This window comes from Oceanospirillum sp. (genome assembly GCF_982874595.1).
On record NZ_CEYNZH010000002.1, the window covers coordinates 22,213 to 36,247 of the forward strand.

Here is a 14,035-nt window from a genome sequence, read left to right on the forward strand (position 1 = left end):
TTACAAGGCCGCCATTAATAAAGGGTGCAGCCGGGCGGATGTCTGAGCGAACACCTTATAATAAGAAACTGAAACTGACAGGCGAAGACATGGTAAAAGTACGTGAAGATCAACCGTTAAACCCTGATGGCACGGTAAATATCCCCAACTGGCTGCAACGCCTGCAGGAGGATGTCACGCTCACTTCACCGGAGCGTGTTCAGTCTGCCTGCGAGATGGCACGTGACGCCCAGCGCAATGCTCGCAAAGAGGACAATTACTGGATTGTTAAAGGGTCCCGCTGCTTCCGTACCGGCCTTGAAATGGCCGATATTCTCGGTGAACTGCAGATGGATGAAGACTCCCTGATCGCGGCGATTCTGTATCGTGCCGTGCGTGAAGGTCATATCTCCATCGCTCAGGTCGAAGAGTCCTTTGGTGAAACCGTTTCCAAACTGGTCAATGGTGTCACTGAGATGGCGGCCATCAGCCAGATTCAGCTTCCGACAGAAGGCATCGTCTTTGGTCAGGAGAACAAAAGCCAGCTGGAAAACCTGCGTAAAATGTTGGTGGCGATGATCGATGATGTTCGTGTCGCGCTGATTAAACTGGCAGAACGTACCTGCGCCATCCGAGATGCTAAAAATGCCCCTCGGGATAAACGTCTGCGTGTTGCCCGTGAAGTTTTTGAAATCTATGCCCCGCTGGCGCACCGTTTGGGTATTGGTTACATCAAGTGGGAGCTGGAAGATCTCTCCTTCCGTTATCTGGAAGAGGAGCAGTATAAGAGTATCGCCCGTCTGTTGTCTGAGAAGCGCCTCGACCGTACTGAATATATCGAAAAAGTGATCGCCCTGCTGAAAGATAAGCTGGAAGGTGAAGGTATTCACGGTGCCCAGGTGAATGGCCGTGCGAAACATATTTACAGCATCTGGCGCAAAATGAAGCGCAAAAACATCGACTTCTCTGAAGTATACGATGTGCGTGCCGTGCGTATTCTGGTTCCGGATGTGAAAGACTGCTATACCGCATTGGGGATTATTCACGGTCTCTGGCACCACATTCCCCATGAGTTTGATGATTACATCGCAACCCCAAAAGAGAACGGCTACCGTTCCCTACATACGGCGGTTGTCGGACCGGAAGGCAAGGTACTGGAAGTTCAGATCCGTACTATCTCCATGCATGAAGAAGCCGAACTGGGTGTTTGCGCCCATTGGTTGTACAAGGGCACTGACACCAAGAAAACCAGCGACAGTTACGAAGAAAAGATCGCCTGGTTACGTCAGGTTCTGGAGTGGCATGAAGAAGTCGGTGATGCTAACGGCCTTCGGGAAGAGCTGCAAAATGATGTTGCGCCAGATCGTATCTACATCTTCACACCGGACGGCCATGTGGTGGATCTGCCCCATGATGCAACACCGGTGGATTTTGCCTATCGTGTGCATACTGAAGTGGGTCACCGCTGTCGTGGCGCTAAGGTGAATGGCCGTATTGTGCCACTGACTTATCATCTGAAAACCGGTGATCAGGTTGAGATTCTCACCTCAGAAAACACCCGCCCCAGCCGAGACTGGCTGAACCCGGCTCTGGGTTACGCCCTGACATCCCGTACCCGGGCCAAGATCCAGAGCTGGTTTAAACTGCAGGATCGAGATCAGAATATAGTGGAAGGGCGTCAGCTGCTTGAGAAGGAGTTCAAACAGCTCGGTCTGAGTGGTCTTGACCTGCCGAAGCTGGCAAAGGCCGTTAACTACAACACTGAAGATGATATGTACGCCGCGCTGGGCGCCGGTGATCTGCGGACCGGTCAGGTGCTGAGTGTCGCCCAGAACCTGTTTGGTGAAACCGATGATGAAGAGCAGCTGGAGAAATTCCTGCTGCACCGTCGTTATCCCGGTGGTCAGAAATCCGGTAGCAATGCCCCAGATGACATTACGATTCACGGTGTGGGTAACCTGATGACGCAGATCGCCAAATGCTGCCATCCGGTGCCGGGTGATGACATCGTCGGTTACATTACGGTGGGTCGTGGCGTGTCGATTCACCGTCAGGATTGTGCCAACGCCCTGCAGCTGAAAGCGGAAGACCCGCATCGTATGATCAATGTGGAGTGGGGCGAACGTACTCAGCATATGTACTCGGTGGATGTTCGCATCCGCGCCTGGGATCGTTCCGGTCTGTTGCGGGATATTATGTCCGTATTGGCCAACGACAAAGTCAATGTCCTGTCGGTGAATACACTGACCGACAAAAAAGAGAACCAGGCCAATATTCTGGTGACGCTGGAAGTGGATGGTATTCAGGTGCTGGGCCGTATCCTTAACCGGATTGAGCAGCTGCCGAATATTCTTGATGTTCAGCGTTTTCAGGAAAAGAAAAAATCAGCCTGATCCGCTGCTGAGGTACTCAAACCAACGATTGTACTCAGGTCGCGATCCTACTGATTGCCTAAAACGCCCGCTTTTGCGGGCGTTTTGCGTTAGAGTGTTTTGCTTGTTTATTTTTCTCCAAGAGCCATCTGTTATGAGTCAAAAGCCAACTGTGAATGTACAACCCGAACTATCTGAGCATGAGTCCACTGAACAATCCAACCGATACAGCATAAGAGATCTGACCTACCTGATGGCGCGCCTGCGGGACCCTGAAACGGGTTGCCCCTGGGATAAAGAGCAAACCTTCGCCACCATCGTGCCGCACACACTGGAAGAAGCTTACGAAGTGGCGGATACCATTGAGCGCGAAGACTGGGATCACCTGAAGGAAGAGCTGGGTGATCTGTTGTTCCAGGTGATCTATTACAGCCAGATGGCGGATGAGAAAGGCTGGTTCAATCTGGATGATGTAGCGGATGAGTTGGTTAATAAAATGGTTCGCCGTCATCCCCATGTGTTTGCCGAAGGGGAGTTGTACCCTGCAGAGAATGAATCCATCACGGCAACCGAGGTGGATGAAGCTCAGGTGAAACAGCGCTGGGATGAGATTAAGGCGGAAGAGAAGGCGAAAAAAGCGGCATCAGAAACCAGCGATCATCAACAGACAAAGCCTTCGGTTCTGGGAGATATTCCGGTTGGGCTACCGGCTTTAACCCGTGCTGCCAAGATTCAGAAGAAAGCCTCCAAGGTGGGCTTTGACTGGCCGGATATTCAGGGTGTGCTGGACAAGGTACGTGAGGAGCTGGAAGAGGTGGAAGAAGCGGTCGCCGCAGATAATCTGCCAGAAGCGCAGAAGGAATTTGGTGACCTGTTATTTGCTGCAACCAATCTCAGCCGCTATCTGAAAAAAGACCCGGAAAGCGCCCTGCGGGGAACCAACCGTAAGTTCGAGTTCCGTTTCGCTTATATTGAACAGCAGCTGCAGAATGCAGGACTGAGTTTTGATGATGTGGATCTGGCACAGATGGATCAGTGGTGGGATGAAGCTAAGCAATTGGAGCGATAAACGCCCCCTTTCCTGCAGACAAAAAAATAGACCGCCTGAACTCCCGGTTCCGGAGAACCAGGCAGGCGGCCCCACATGGCAAGTCCCGCAGTAGTCCCGCGGGAAGCTGCCGCCCAAGGGAGAAAGGCGGCGGTAAAACCGTATGATCAATCAGCACTCATCCGAGATTCGCTGTGCTGAATTAACGTTGTTTCTGGTAAATAACAGAGTAAAAAAGTCTGATCAGCCCGCAGCCTTCAGCTTAGTGTATTCTTTCAGGTAGTGACGGCTTAATTCCAGAAAGCGGGGTGTTAAGCCCTCATCTTCATAGATGGGATCACCTTCCTCATCGTGAGCCACTACCTTAGTCCCCTTCTCATAAGGGAAGCGGCCTTCCACTTCATCCAGCGCTACCTTGATCAGGTCTGCCAACAGAAGCTCTGCGGGTCGTCGTGGAAAAAGTTCTGCCAGTGCCTGTAATCGTGCCGCATCCTCCACCGGCAGGCGAATGCTGTACAGCTCTTCTGTCATCGCACCGGTGTCTTTGCTTTTCCAGTTGTGTACCAGTTCATTAAATCGCATAAATAAACGCCTTATGCAGGAGTCCGCAGTAATTGGCCGATGTACGCCATCGTGTTACTGCAGACTTTCGTGAATGTTAAGCCTTACTCATACTGTAGCAACAAAGCGAAGAATTATTGCCGCACAAGAGTGATTTCTTTACCTGATCAACCGGATAAGCTCATACTGACACTGATGAGATTCACCGGAATGTGTTATCCGTTATAAGGATCCGTTACGCCAAATGTTGTCCGGTAACTACACCTTAAAGATGGCGCAGACTGGTCTGATAGACCAGTGACATTTGGTTTTCAAACGTAGTAAATAGTGTGTAAACGTAGTAAAAAATATTTATGGGACAGCTTATAAGCTATTCCCGTAACACGAATTTTCCAGACATCATGGAGGTAACCCGTGAATCAGTTACATGAGTCGTTACGTGACAATGTGCGTGAGCTGGGTGACTATCTGGGACAAACCATCAGCCATCATATGGGTGATGATTTTTTAGAAAAGATTGAAACGATCCGTCATCTGGCGAAAGCAGATCGGGTGGGGGATCATTCCGATAACAGCCTGCAGGATTATCTCAGCAACCTGTCTGATGATGAGCTGCTGCCGGTGGCACGGGCTTTTAACCAGTTTCTGAATCTGGCCAATATTGCAGAACAGCACTATCGTGCCCGCTACCGAAAAACTGAAAACTATGAGGCGATTGAGCAACAGTCCATTGTGACCTTATTTAATCATCTGGTAGCGCAGAACATCTCGCCGGAAGAGATCTGGCGAACCATCACTGAGATGCGGATCGATCTGGTGATGACCGCACACCCTACCGAAGTGAATCGTCGTACCCTGATCCAGAAATATGATGGCATTGCCGATAACCTGAATCAGTTGGAAAACGAAAGCCTCTATTTGGATCAGCGGGAAAAAATTCAGGATCGCATCCGACAGCTTGTGGAGCAGGCCTGGCATACGGATGAGATTCGTCATCAGCGCCCTACGCCTGTTGATGAAGCCAAGTGGGGCTTTGTGGTGATCGAGAATTCACTCTGGCAGGCTGTGCCAGAGTTCTACCGCTATCTGAATCAGGGGCTTAAAGCCGCAACCGGACGTTCATTACCACTGGATTGTTCTCCGATCCGTTTTGCCTCCTGGATGGGGGGCGACCGTGACGGCAACCCCAATGTGACCGCTGCGGTCACCCGGGAAGTGTTGCTGCTGGCGCGCTGGATGGCCGCCGACCTGTACCTGCGGGATATCGATCAGCTGCTGAATGAACTCTCCATGTGGCAGTGCAATGATCAGTTGCGCGCCGAAGTCGGTTCAGAGACCAAAGAGCCGTATCGCGTCTTGTTGCGCGGCTTACGCCGCCGACTTCAGGTGACTCAGGAGTGGATTGAGGACCAGCTGGATGGTCATACCCGCGACGAGATGCCGGATACCGTTCTGATCGATACCGCTGAGCTTAAGGCACCGCTGAAGCTTTGTTATGACAGTCTGATTGATTGCGGTATGGGGCGTATTGCCAAGGGGCCGCTGTTGGATACCCTGCGTCGTGCCAGCTGTTTTGGTCTTAACCTGCTGAAGCTGGATATCCGTCAGGATTCCGCCCGTCATGCTGATGTTATGTCAGAGATCTGTCAGGCCTTGGATCTGGGGGATTATCATGAGTGGAGCGAGACCGATAAACAGCACTTTCTGCTGAGTGAGCTGCGTTCCTGTCGACCTCTGATTCCTCATAATTGGCAGCCTTCCGCAGAAGTGCAGGAGGTGATTGATACCTGTCGTGTCGTGGCTCAGCAATCTCAGGAAGCACTGGGCAGTTATGTGATCTCCATGGCGCACTATGCCTCGGATGTACTGGCGGTTCATTTGCTGCTGAAAGAGTGCGGTTGTCCTTTCCCGATGAAGGTTGTCCCTCTGTTTGAAACGCTGGATGATCTGGATCGTTCCTCAGATGTGATCGGCAGCCTGATGCGGATCGAGTGGTATCAGGATCGGATTCAGGGCGAGCAGGAGGTGATGATCGGCTATTCGGATTCCTCCAAAGATGCCGGTCAGCTGGCCGCCGCCTGGGGACAGTATCGTGCTCAGGAAGAGCTGGTAAAAGTCTGTAAACGCCATGGCGTGCATCTGACCTTGTTCCATGGTCGTGGGGGGACTGTTGGTCGTGGTGGCGGGCCGGCTCGTGCCGCAATTCTTGCTCAGCCACCGGGGTCGGTTAGCGGCAGCCTGCGAGTGACCGAGCAGGGAGAGATGATCCGCTTCAAGTTCGGCCTGCCGGATATTGCTCAGCGTAGTATGGAGATTTATGTCTCTGCTGTGCTGGAGGCCACTCTTCAGCCACCGCCATCGGTAAAATCCCAGTGGCGGCAGGAGATGAATATTCTGGCTGAACGTGCCCTGCACAGCTATCGCCATCAGGTCAGGGATGTGCCGGATTTTGTGCCCTATTTCCGCGCCATTACCCCGGAGCAGGAGCTGGCAAAACTACCTTTGGGCAGTCGTCCCGCCAAGCGTCGTGCTGATGGGGGTGTCGAAAGCCTGCGGGCGATCCCCTGGATTTTTGCCTGGACTCAGATTCGGCTGATGTTGCCAGCCTGGCTGGGCAGTGATATCGCGCTGTCTGATGCCGTGCAGGAAGGTGAGCTACCCTTAATCCGAGAGATGATGGAACAGTGGCCGTTTTTCACGACCTACATGGACATGCTGGAGATGGTGCTGACCAAGTCAGATGCTAATGTCGCCCGCTACTATGAGAAGAAACTGGTGCCGGAGTCGTTACATTCTTTAGGTGATGTTCTGTGCCACCGTCTGAACGATCTCAAACAGACGGTCATGCAGATCCGTGACCGTAAAGAGCTGCAGGAACATATGCCGTTGATTGCTGAAGCGGTACGGGTACGAAACCCCTATATCGACCCGCTGCATGTACTGCAGGCGGAGTTGTTGCAAAGGGACCGAACTCAGCCAGGTAATGCTCAGGTTGAGCAGGCGCTTATGGTGACCATGGCCGGTATTGCCGCAGGTTTGCGCAATACGGGCTGATCAATGTCACTCACATTGAGCGACGCTTACCCCGGTAGCCAGAGCTGCCGGGGTAGTAAGGAGGCAGAATAATGGGATCCGATAAGTCATCCAAATCTTCAGCGAATGTGCTGAATCATGTTGACCGAAAAAGTGGTCAGTCTGCAGAAGCAACCGGTCGAACTGAAAATGAACGAGACGGGGCTATGCAGCACCCTCTGGTGGAGAGAGCCCGCCGTTTCGCCTCGGATGCTCATGGTCGTCTTGAGCAGGTTCGCCGCTACACCAATGAGGACTATATAGTTCATCCGCAGGCGGTAGCCGAGCGGGTTGCCCAATATCTGACCCAGCCAGAGGTTCTTGCCGCCGCCTGGTTACATGATGTGGTAGAAGATACCGATGTGGATCTGGAGGAGATCAGAACTCTGTTTGGCGATGAAGTGGCGCTTCTGGTGGATCAGCTAACCTCTGGGCCTCACAGCAAAGAGCTTGAGCGTGCAGAACGCAAGCTGATCGACCGGCTGCAGTTGGAAAAAGCTGATATTCGGGCTAAGACCATCAAGCTGGCAGATATCATCGATAATACCTGCACGATTGCAGAACGGGATCCGGAATTTGCCGCTCTCTATCTGCCGGAAAAGTATGCCATGCTTCAGGTTTTGAAGCAGGGTAATCCGGAGTTGTTCGATCTGGCTCAACAGATTATTGAAGAGGGTTTGCAGCAGCTTGAGCAGCTGAGTCAGAAGCCACCCTATGAGGACGGCTGATTAAAGCGTTGCTTAACATCGCGATAGATACTCAGGCTCTCCGGCACTTCAATATTCAGGCGTTCTGCCTGCTGTACCAGATAACCGTTGATGTAGTCGATCTCGGTGATTTTACCCCGTAGAGTATCCTGCAGCATGGAGGAGCGGTTTTTTGCTGTACCTTCAATCACATCCGTTGCTAGTTGCAGCAACCCTTGCTCCGGCAGTTGCAGCTTCAGCCCTTTCATCACCGCCTCAGTTTCCTGACAGAGCAGGCTGACCCGCTGATAGCGCTCAGGCTGCATCAGCTCACCGTTCAGGCACTGATCCAGCGCTGTCAGGCCGTTAATGGCGATATTGATCGCGAGTTTATTCCACAGGGCCTGATTAATATCTTCACAGGCTTCGATGATCAGATCGGTTTGCTCCAGATCTTCAACCACCTGCCGCCAGACGTTTTGCCCCAGGGGATTTAATGCCCCCACGCGGCTGATGCCCTGACCGGCATGGATCACATGACCCGGTTCTGTACGGTATGCGCCATCGGTAATACAAACGGCAACAATGGCGTACTCCGGATAGGCTTCGGCTACCGCCTGCTGAGAGCCCATGCCGTTTTGCAGCAGGACAATACAGGCATCGTCGGTTAATGCGTGTTTAATCCCTGTCACTGCAGCGACCGCATCGTGAGCTTTTGTCGCGACAACCAACCGGCTAATCGATTTCTCAGGGCAGGCGGAAGCTGTGGTCAGCTCTGCCTCAAATGCTGTGGCCTGATCCGCCTGAAACCGTGTCAGGCTCAGGGATTCAGGTGCAGCGACCCCTTCTCTGTGCAGTAGGGTAACGGGGAATCCAGCCTGATTCAGGTAGCCCGCCCAAAGGCAACCTAACGAACCCGCACCCAATACCGTCCAGTGTGTTTGACTCATGCAATTTATCCAGTTGGCAGAAACAGGGGCGCAAGTATAATGCCTGCAGACAGAATTATTAAGGAGACAAACATGCCATCTTTTGATGTGGTGTCCGAACTGGACATGCACCAGGTGACTAATGCGGTGGATCAGTCCAATCGTGTGGTGAAAAATCGCTTCGATTTTAAAGGTGTCGATGCCAAATTCGTGCGTAAGGAAAACGTGGTTGAAGTGGTCTCTGAATCTGAATTTCAGGTGCGCCAGATGGTCGACATGCTGCAGGCAGAGTTGATCAGTCGTAAAGTCGATACAAAATGTATGGAAGTCGGTGATGTGATCGAAAGCGGTAAAACCGCTAAGGCGATCGTCACACTACAGGAAGGTATCGACACGGATACAGCGCGAAAAATCGTCAAAATGATCAAGCAGGAAAAACTGAAAGTACAGGCTGCCATTCAGGGGGATCAGGTGCGTGTGACGGGTAAGAAGCGTGATGACCTGCAGCAGGTTATCGCTTTTCTGCGTCAGGCTGAGCTGGATATTCCTCTGCAGTACCAGAACTTTCGAGATTAATTATAGTATTATATGAAACTAAATAATTAATCATTTATTTGTTTTATCTTTATTTCATACGGGGCTCTGATTTGACAGAGCCCCGTTTTTTTATGTTATGGTTATTACAAGCTTCTTATCATATTTCGATCCTTGATAAGGTAAATCCTCAGTTAGCCAGTTCACTTTTATATCAATAGTTTAAATATTTCTATTGTTAAAAGTGACTAAGGAGTTAATTGAACATGAGTAAGAAAGAAGCCTATCAACAAAAGGTTGAAGCCCAGCTTGATGAGTGGAAAGCTGATATCGATAAGCTCAAATCTAAAGCAGATCAGGCCAATGCTTCTGCTCAGGTTGAGTACTATGAGCAGATTGAACAGCTGAAAGCCAAGCGCGAAGCCGTATCCACCAAGTTTGAAGAGCTTCGTAATTCCAGCGATGATGCCTGGGAAGATGTTAAATCAGGACTGGATCAAGCTAAAGAGTCTCTCTCCGAGGCCATGGACTCCGCATCAAAACGTTTTAAGTGATGTATTAAGTTATATGTATTGAATTATATTGATTAACTTTAAGTTGCTTACTGAATGATGGGGTGTTGTTACATGGTAGTTAAAAACAATATTGTTAATTTTGTTGCTTCTGTTTTGTTAGTGTCTGTGGCGTCTTCTTTGGCTGCCAATAAAAAAGATGCTGACGTTACTGTTCAGGATATCAAACAGGAAACAGCAGATGTTGTTGAAACTCTGCAGGCTTATACTCAGGACCAGCAGCAGGAAGCGGTTCAAATGGCCAAGCAAGCGATGCAACGGGCTGATGAGCGTATCAATCGATTGGAAACCAAAATCGATAACCGCTGGGATGAGTTAAGCAAACCTGCTCGTAAAGAAGCGCGAGCGGCTCTTCGGGAACTTCGCCAAGAGCGAGCCCAGCTGTCTGAGTGGTATGGCAGCATGAAGGAGAGCAGTAAAGGTGCTTGGGCTGAGATGAGAAATGGCTTTAACAAAGCTTACCAGTCCATGTCTAATGCGTGGCAGGACGCCCAGAAAGAGTATGATCGGGGTCAGAAGGGCTCCTGATTAACAAGTCTTCGGGAGTATCTGTTTTCCTGAGGCTCTTAAGCCGGAGTGATACCACTCCGGCTTTTGTCGTTTTATTGGCCGGATTTAAGTAGCGGGATGTTGGCGCACCTTCTCTTTCAGAAAATCCAAAAAAACTTTTACCTTTTCCAATGGGTACTTTCTGCCGGAATAGATGGCATAAAGCACCAGATCTTCCGGCTCTTTCTCTAAATCTACCTTTATCAGTAAGTTTTCATAAATTTCCTGCTTGCAGGCATCAAGTGGCAACAGAGCAAACCCCAGTCCTTTGATAGCTGCTGCCTTAGCCATTTGGCCGCTGTTAACTTTGTAGGAGGATTTTACTGACAGGGTGTCATTGTCTTTGAAGCGCCATGGCATACCCTGAAGAACGGACAAGGTAGTAATGCAGGGAACCGTTGCCAGTGCTGCGAGAGATTCCGGTTTACCCGTTTCTTTCAGCAGAGAGGGGGCCACCACAATGGCACTTGGCCAGCGGATAATCTCTTTGGCAACCCAGCCGGAGTCTTCCAATGCCCCTCGGGCAAACCTCAGTACCAGATCATAGCCTTCCAGCAAAGCATCTCCCGGGTTGATCTGGGTATCACTGCTGAGTTCGAGCTGAGGATGCAGGCAGCAAAAGTCCGCGACGGCCTCAGCCAGAAATGGCAGATCAGGCGTAATGATTTTCAGGTGACCGCTCAGGGACTCTGTGTGGTGCGTAACCTCTTCCAGTGTGTCATCCATCGCTTGTAGGAGTGGTGTCAGAGACTGGTAAATCTGCTCGCCCGCTGTCGTCGGAGTCATGCGGCGGGTGGTGCGTTCCAGCAGGCGAAGGTTCAGCTGTTGCTCCAGCAGCGCAACATGGCGGCTGACATTCGAACTGGGGATCTGTAACTGTTCAGCGGCTGACTTAAAGCTCCGCTGTTGATAAGCCGCCTGAAAGCTGAGCAGCCACTGCAGCTCTATTTTATCTAACATGGGATCAGTGTGACCTGTGTCTTAATAACTCAAAAAATGGGCTTAATAAGCCAATTATCCAATATTTATCCTTAATTATGCCTTGGTGATAATCCCCTGTATCTATTCATTTTCAGGAGGGTGGTATGAGACCGGTGCAAAGAATTGCGATTATTGGCGCGGGTGTTGCCGGAATGTCGCTGGCGATTCTAGCCGCTGAGAGAGGGTTTCAGGTTGAGCTATACGAACGGCAAACCGAAACAGCCACTATGGGCGCTGGAGTGACCCTATGGCCCAATGCGATCTGGGTGCTCGATAAAATGGGGCTGAAAGAACAGGTGACTGCAGCAGGTGGGCAGCCCTGCGTTATGCGTCAGTTTGATCTAACTGGCAGGCAACAATCTGAATTGGATATTGAGGCGGTCAATCGGATCAGTGGTTTAACCAGCGTCACTATTTTGCGCCGGGATCTGATGGCTTTGCTGGCGCATCGGCTTGCCGAGCAGAATGTCAGGATACATTTTGGTGCTGATATTGAGGCTGATGATATCTACAGGTTAAAGCAGGAATATGATCTGGTGGTTGCTGCTGACGGGCGTATGAACTCTGTCGCCCGTCGTCTGCTTTTTGCGGATAAAGCTATGCCTGAGTATCAGGGCTTTATCAATTTGATCGGTATCTGCTCGTTAGATGTCGGGCACATGAATAACAGTATTCAGGAATATCGGGGCGATAACGAGCGCTTTGGGATTGTGCCCGTATCCCACAAGCAGTGTTATTGGGCTGCCGCCTGGTGTGATGAGGGCGCACACCCAGAGCAGATGCGCGAGCGCAGTAAAGATACTGAGCAGTGGCGACATGAGCTGCACCGGCGTTTTGAGCATTGGGCTGATCCTGTTCGTCAGGTTCTGAGCCAGTATGATTCCGGTTCACTGAAAGCGATTTTTGTTCATGACCTTAATCCGTTACCTCTCTGGCATCAGGATAATCTGTTGCTGATGGGGGATGCTGCCCATGCGCCTTTGCCGACATCCGGACAAGGAGCCTGTCAGGCGCTGGAAGATGCCTGGCATCTGGTGAGGATACTGGCTGAAGAAGGGGATACCGATGCTGACAATAGATCGCTGGATGAGTGTTTATCGAGGTTCTATCAGCAAAGGATCGGAAAAGTGACATTGTGCCAAAATATCGGTCGACAGGTTGCTCAGGGTATTTTCAAAACAGCGAAAAAGGGGGGAGCAAAGACTGCCCCCTTAACCGAGACAGGTCCTGCAGCAATTGGTCCCCAGCAGTTGAATGCCCTATGGATGCAGGGATTGGAATATTAGTCTGTGCTTGTTGGTCAGGCGTCCAGAACCAAGTATTGTGTAATTCAGGTATCTGACTTTAAGTCGGGACAGGTTTTATTTTCAGCGTATAGCTAATGGGGGGACTATGAATCAACAGGGACGACTCTATTTTTTCTGCGGCAAAATGGGCGCAGGCAAATCAACCCGTTCAAAGCAACTAGCGGCTGACAAACAGGCGGTGCTGTTGTCCGAGGATGAATGGTTGGCAAGCCATTACCCCGACCAGATTAAGAGCTTTGATGATTACCTGAAATTTTCGGCGCTGATCCGCCCTTTTATCAAACAGCTTGTGCAGAATATTCTGGCAACAGGGGCGGATGTGGTGATGGATTTTCCGGCGAATACCGTGCGTCAGCGAAGCTGGTTTCTTAACCTTTGCCGTGAAGCAGACTGCGAGCATCAGATGATCTGGCTGGATCTGAACGATGAGCAGTGTCTGAAACAGATCGCCCAACGCCGCCTTGAGCAACCGGAGCGGGCAGCCTTTGATACCGAAGCGGTATTTCATCAGGTGACCGCGTTTTTTGAGCCGCCAACGGCTGATGAGCACCTGAATATTGTGACATCAGAGTTTGCCGGTGACGCAGGGGGTGGAGTAAAGGAATGAGTGATGTTGTCAGCCTGCATCTTGATCAATACCCGGATCAGGTCCGGGTAAGACTTTTGGAGCTTCGTGATCTGATCATCAAGAGCGCTTCAGCGTTAGAGGTAGGTGAGGTTGAGCAGACTCTGAAGTGGGGTGAGCCCAGTTTCAGTGTGAAGTCCGGCAGCCCGGTCCGTATAGATTGGAAGGAAAAAACACCGGATCAGTATTATCTGTTCTTCAACTGTAAGACCCGTTTAGTTGAGACTTTTAAAGAATTATATAGCGACTGTCTTGTTTTTGAAGGTAATCGGGCGATTGTATTGCCGCTATCTGAGCCCCTGCCCGAAGAGACTATTACGCACTGCCTTCGGTTGGCTCTGACGTATCACAAGGTTAAGCATTTACCTCTGCTCGGCGCTTAGGCTTCGAGCGGTTTTAAAACTATTTGGGAAAAGGAAGATGACTGGTATTGCTCAAACACCGGAACCACCCTATTACGCGGTGATTTTTACCAATCACAGAACCGAAGGTGACGAAGGTTACGGCGCTATGGCGGATCGCATGGTGGAGCTGGCGGCTGAACAGCCGGGATTTCTGGGTGTGGAGTCAGTGCGGGATGGTTTGGGTATCACCGTCTCCTACTGGGAGAGTCTGGCAGTGATTAAACACTGGAAACAGAACGCGGAACACAAAGCAGCGCAACGGCTGGGGCATGAAAAATGGTACGCCTCCTTTAAGTTGAGAATCGCCAAAGTAGAGCGGGATTATGGTATCTGACCGGGTTTAATGGACTGTTTTACCGATAGAAAAAGGCCTCAAGTGAGGCCTTTTTCTGTTTTTGGGTATCTTTTCAGGTGAG

General features: G+C 50.8%; 14 protein-coding genes. 11 read left to right on the plus strand and 3 right to left on the minus strand.

Translation table 11 applies throughout. The features are described 5' to 3' along the window. Positions 1–89 precede the first annotated feature (89 nt). Together relA and mazG are read left to right on the plus strand one after the other, a co-directional pair. Entirely contained in the window at positions 90–2,372 is a 2,283-nt protein-coding gene (gene relA / locus AC4GL5_RS01460; protein ID WP_490381125.1) for a GTP diphosphokinase, read from the plus strand. 133 nt (positions 2,373–2,505) lie between these two features. Next, positions 2,506–3,420, plus strand: coding sequence for a nucleoside triphosphate pyrophosphohydrolase (gene mazG / locus AC4GL5_RS01465; protein WP_490381010.1), 915 nt, complete (start codon positions 2,506–2,508; stop codon positions 3,418–3,420). A 222-nt stretch (positions 3,421–3,642) separates the two neighbouring features. On the opposite strand, the gene AC4GL5_RS01470 is transcribed toward mazG, so the two are convergent. Next, positions 3,643–3,981: a type 1 pili tip component gene (locus AC4GL5_RS01470; protein ID WP_490381011.1), complete on the minus strand. Its 339-nt coding sequence runs from the start codon at positions 3,979–3,981 to the stop codon at positions 3,643–3,645. 393 nt (positions 3,982–4,374) lie between these two features. Here AC4GL5_RS01470 and ppc point away from each other — a divergent pair, with 393 nt between their 5' ends. Both ppc and AC4GL5_RS01480 read left to right on the plus strand, forming a co-directional pair. Continuing rightward, complete coding sequence (gene ppc, locus AC4GL5_RS01475) at positions 4,375–7,014, plus strand: phosphoenolpyruvate carboxylase (protein WP_490381012.1); 2,640 nt, start codon at positions 4,375–4,377, stop codon at positions 7,012–7,014. A 71-nt stretch (positions 7,015–7,085) separates the two neighbouring features. Beyond that, positions 7,086–7,760, plus strand: coding sequence for an HD domain-containing protein (locus AC4GL5_RS01480; protein WP_490381013.1), 675 nt, complete (start codon positions 7,086–7,088; stop codon positions 7,758–7,760). Here the strand turns inward: AC4GL5_RS01480 and AC4GL5_RS01485 are convergent. Continuing rightward, entirely contained in the window at positions 7,745–8,668 is a 924-nt protein-coding gene (locus AC4GL5_RS01485; protein ID WP_490381014.1) for a ketopantoate reductase family protein, read from the minus strand. The two genes, AC4GL5_RS01480 and AC4GL5_RS01485, sit on opposite strands and share 16 nt — an antisense overlap. 72 nt (positions 8,669–8,740) lie before the next feature. Here AC4GL5_RS01485 and AC4GL5_RS01490 point away from each other — a divergent pair, with 72 nt between their 5' ends. From AC4GL5_RS01490 to AC4GL5_RS01500, 3 genes are all read left to right on the plus strand, one after another. Continuing rightward, complete coding sequence (locus AC4GL5_RS01490; RefSeq protein WP_490381015.1) at positions 8,741–9,223, plus strand: YajQ family cyclic di-GMP-binding protein; 483 nt, start codon at positions 8,741–8,743, stop codon at positions 9,221–9,223. Between the two features lie 224 nt (positions 9,224–9,447). Further along, positions 9,448–9,735 carry a sll1863 family stress response protein gene (locus tag AC4GL5_RS01495; RefSeq protein ID WP_490381016.1) on the plus strand — a complete coding sequence of 96 codons (288 nt, stop codon included), beginning with the start codon at positions 9,448–9,450 and terminating at the stop codon, positions 9,733–9,735. Between the two features lie 72 nt (positions 9,736–9,807). After that, positions 9,808–10,281: a sll1863 family stress response protein gene (locus AC4GL5_RS01500; protein WP_490381017.1), complete on the plus strand. Its 474-nt coding sequence runs from the start codon at positions 9,808–9,810 to the stop codon at positions 10,279–10,281. A gap of 87 nt (positions 10,282–10,368) precedes the next feature. Here the strand turns inward: AC4GL5_RS01500 and AC4GL5_RS01505 are convergent, their stop codons facing one another. Continuing rightward, positions 10,369–11,262 carry a LysR family transcriptional regulator gene (locus tag AC4GL5_RS01505; protein ID WP_490381018.1) on the minus strand — a complete coding sequence of 298 codons (894 nt, stop codon included), beginning with the start codon at positions 11,260–11,262 and terminating at the stop codon, positions 10,369–10,371. A gap of 125 nt (positions 11,263–11,387) precedes the next feature. On the opposite strand from AC4GL5_RS01505, the gene AC4GL5_RS01510 reads away from it, so the two are divergent. The 4 genes from AC4GL5_RS01510 (at position 11,388) to AC4GL5_RS01525 (ending at position 13,953) form a co-directional block, all read left to right on the plus strand. After that, positions 11,388–12,569: an FAD-dependent monooxygenase gene (locus AC4GL5_RS01510; RefSeq protein WP_490381019.1), complete on the plus strand. Its 1,182-nt coding sequence runs from the start codon at positions 11,388–11,390 to the stop codon at positions 12,567–12,569. 106 nt (positions 12,570–12,675) lie between these two features. Further along, entirely contained in the window at positions 12,676–13,197 is a 522-nt protein-coding gene (locus AC4GL5_RS01515) for a P-loop nucleotide/nucleoside kinase family protein (protein WP_490381020.1), read from the plus strand. Then, positions 13,194–13,598 (plus strand): DUF1801 domain-containing protein, encoded by a 405-nt coding sequence (locus tag AC4GL5_RS01520; RefSeq protein WP_490381021.1) that lies wholly within the window; start codon positions 13,194–13,196, stop codon positions 13,596–13,598. The genes AC4GL5_RS01515 and AC4GL5_RS01520 overlap by 4 nt, the downstream gene beginning before the upstream one ends. Before the next feature lie 37 nt (positions 13,599–13,635). After that, entirely contained in the window at positions 13,636–13,953 is a 318-nt protein-coding gene (locus AC4GL5_RS01525; RefSeq protein WP_490381022.1) for an antibiotic biosynthesis monooxygenase family protein, read from the plus strand. Positions 13,954–14,035 lie beyond the last annotated feature (82 nt).

Excerpts from the sequence above, each read along its gene's own strand:
- AC4GL5_RS01500 (WP_490381017.1), top strand. The coding sequence starts at position 9,808 with ATGGTAGTTAAAAACAATATTGTTAATTTTGTTGCTTCTGTTTTGTTA.
- AC4GL5_RS01490 (WP_490381015.1), top strand. The coding sequence starts at position 8,741 with ATGCCATCTTTTGATGTGGTGTCCGAACTGGACATGCACCAGGTGACT.
- AC4GL5_RS01485 (WP_490381014.1), bottom strand. The coding sequence starts at position 8,668 with ATGAGTCAAACACACTGGACGGTATTGGGTGCGGGTTCGTTAGGTTGC.
- AC4GL5_RS01515 (WP_490381020.1), top strand. The coding sequence starts at position 12,676 with ATGAATCAACAGGGACGACTCTATTTTTTCTGCGGCAAAATGGGCGCA.
- AC4GL5_RS01505 (WP_490381018.1), bottom strand. The coding sequence starts at position 11,262 with ATGTTAGATAAAATAGAGCTGCAGTGGCTGCTCAGCTTTCAGGCGGCT.
- AC4GL5_RS01480 (WP_490381013.1), top strand. The coding sequence starts at position 7,086 with ATGGGATCCGATAAGTCATCCAAATCTTCAGCGAATGTGCTGAATCAT.
- mazG (WP_490381010.1), top strand. The coding sequence starts at position 2,506 with ATGAGTCAAAAGCCAACTGTGAATGTACAACCCGAACTATCTGAGCAT.
- AC4GL5_RS01495 (WP_490381016.1), top strand. The coding sequence starts at position 9,448 with ATGAGTAAGAAAGAAGCCTATCAACAAAAGGTTGAAGCCCAGCTTGAT.
- AC4GL5_RS01520 (WP_490381021.1), top strand. The coding sequence starts at position 13,194 with ATGAGTGATGTTGTCAGCCTGCATCTTGATCAATACCCGGATCAGGTC.
- AC4GL5_RS01470 (WP_490381011.1), bottom strand. The coding sequence starts at position 3,981 with ATGCGATTTAATGAACTGGTACACAACTGGAAAAGCAAAGACACCGGT.
- AC4GL5_RS01525 (WP_490381022.1), top strand. The coding sequence starts at position 13,636 with ATGACTGGTATTGCTCAAACACCGGAACCACCCTATTACGCGGTGATT.
- AC4GL5_RS01510 (WP_490381019.1), top strand. The coding sequence starts at position 11,388 with ATGAGACCGGTGCAAAGAATTGCGATTATTGGCGCGGGTGTTGCCGGA.
- relA (WP_490381125.1), top strand. The coding sequence starts at position 90 with ATGGTAAAAGTACGTGAAGATCAACCGTTAAACCCTGATGGCACGGTA.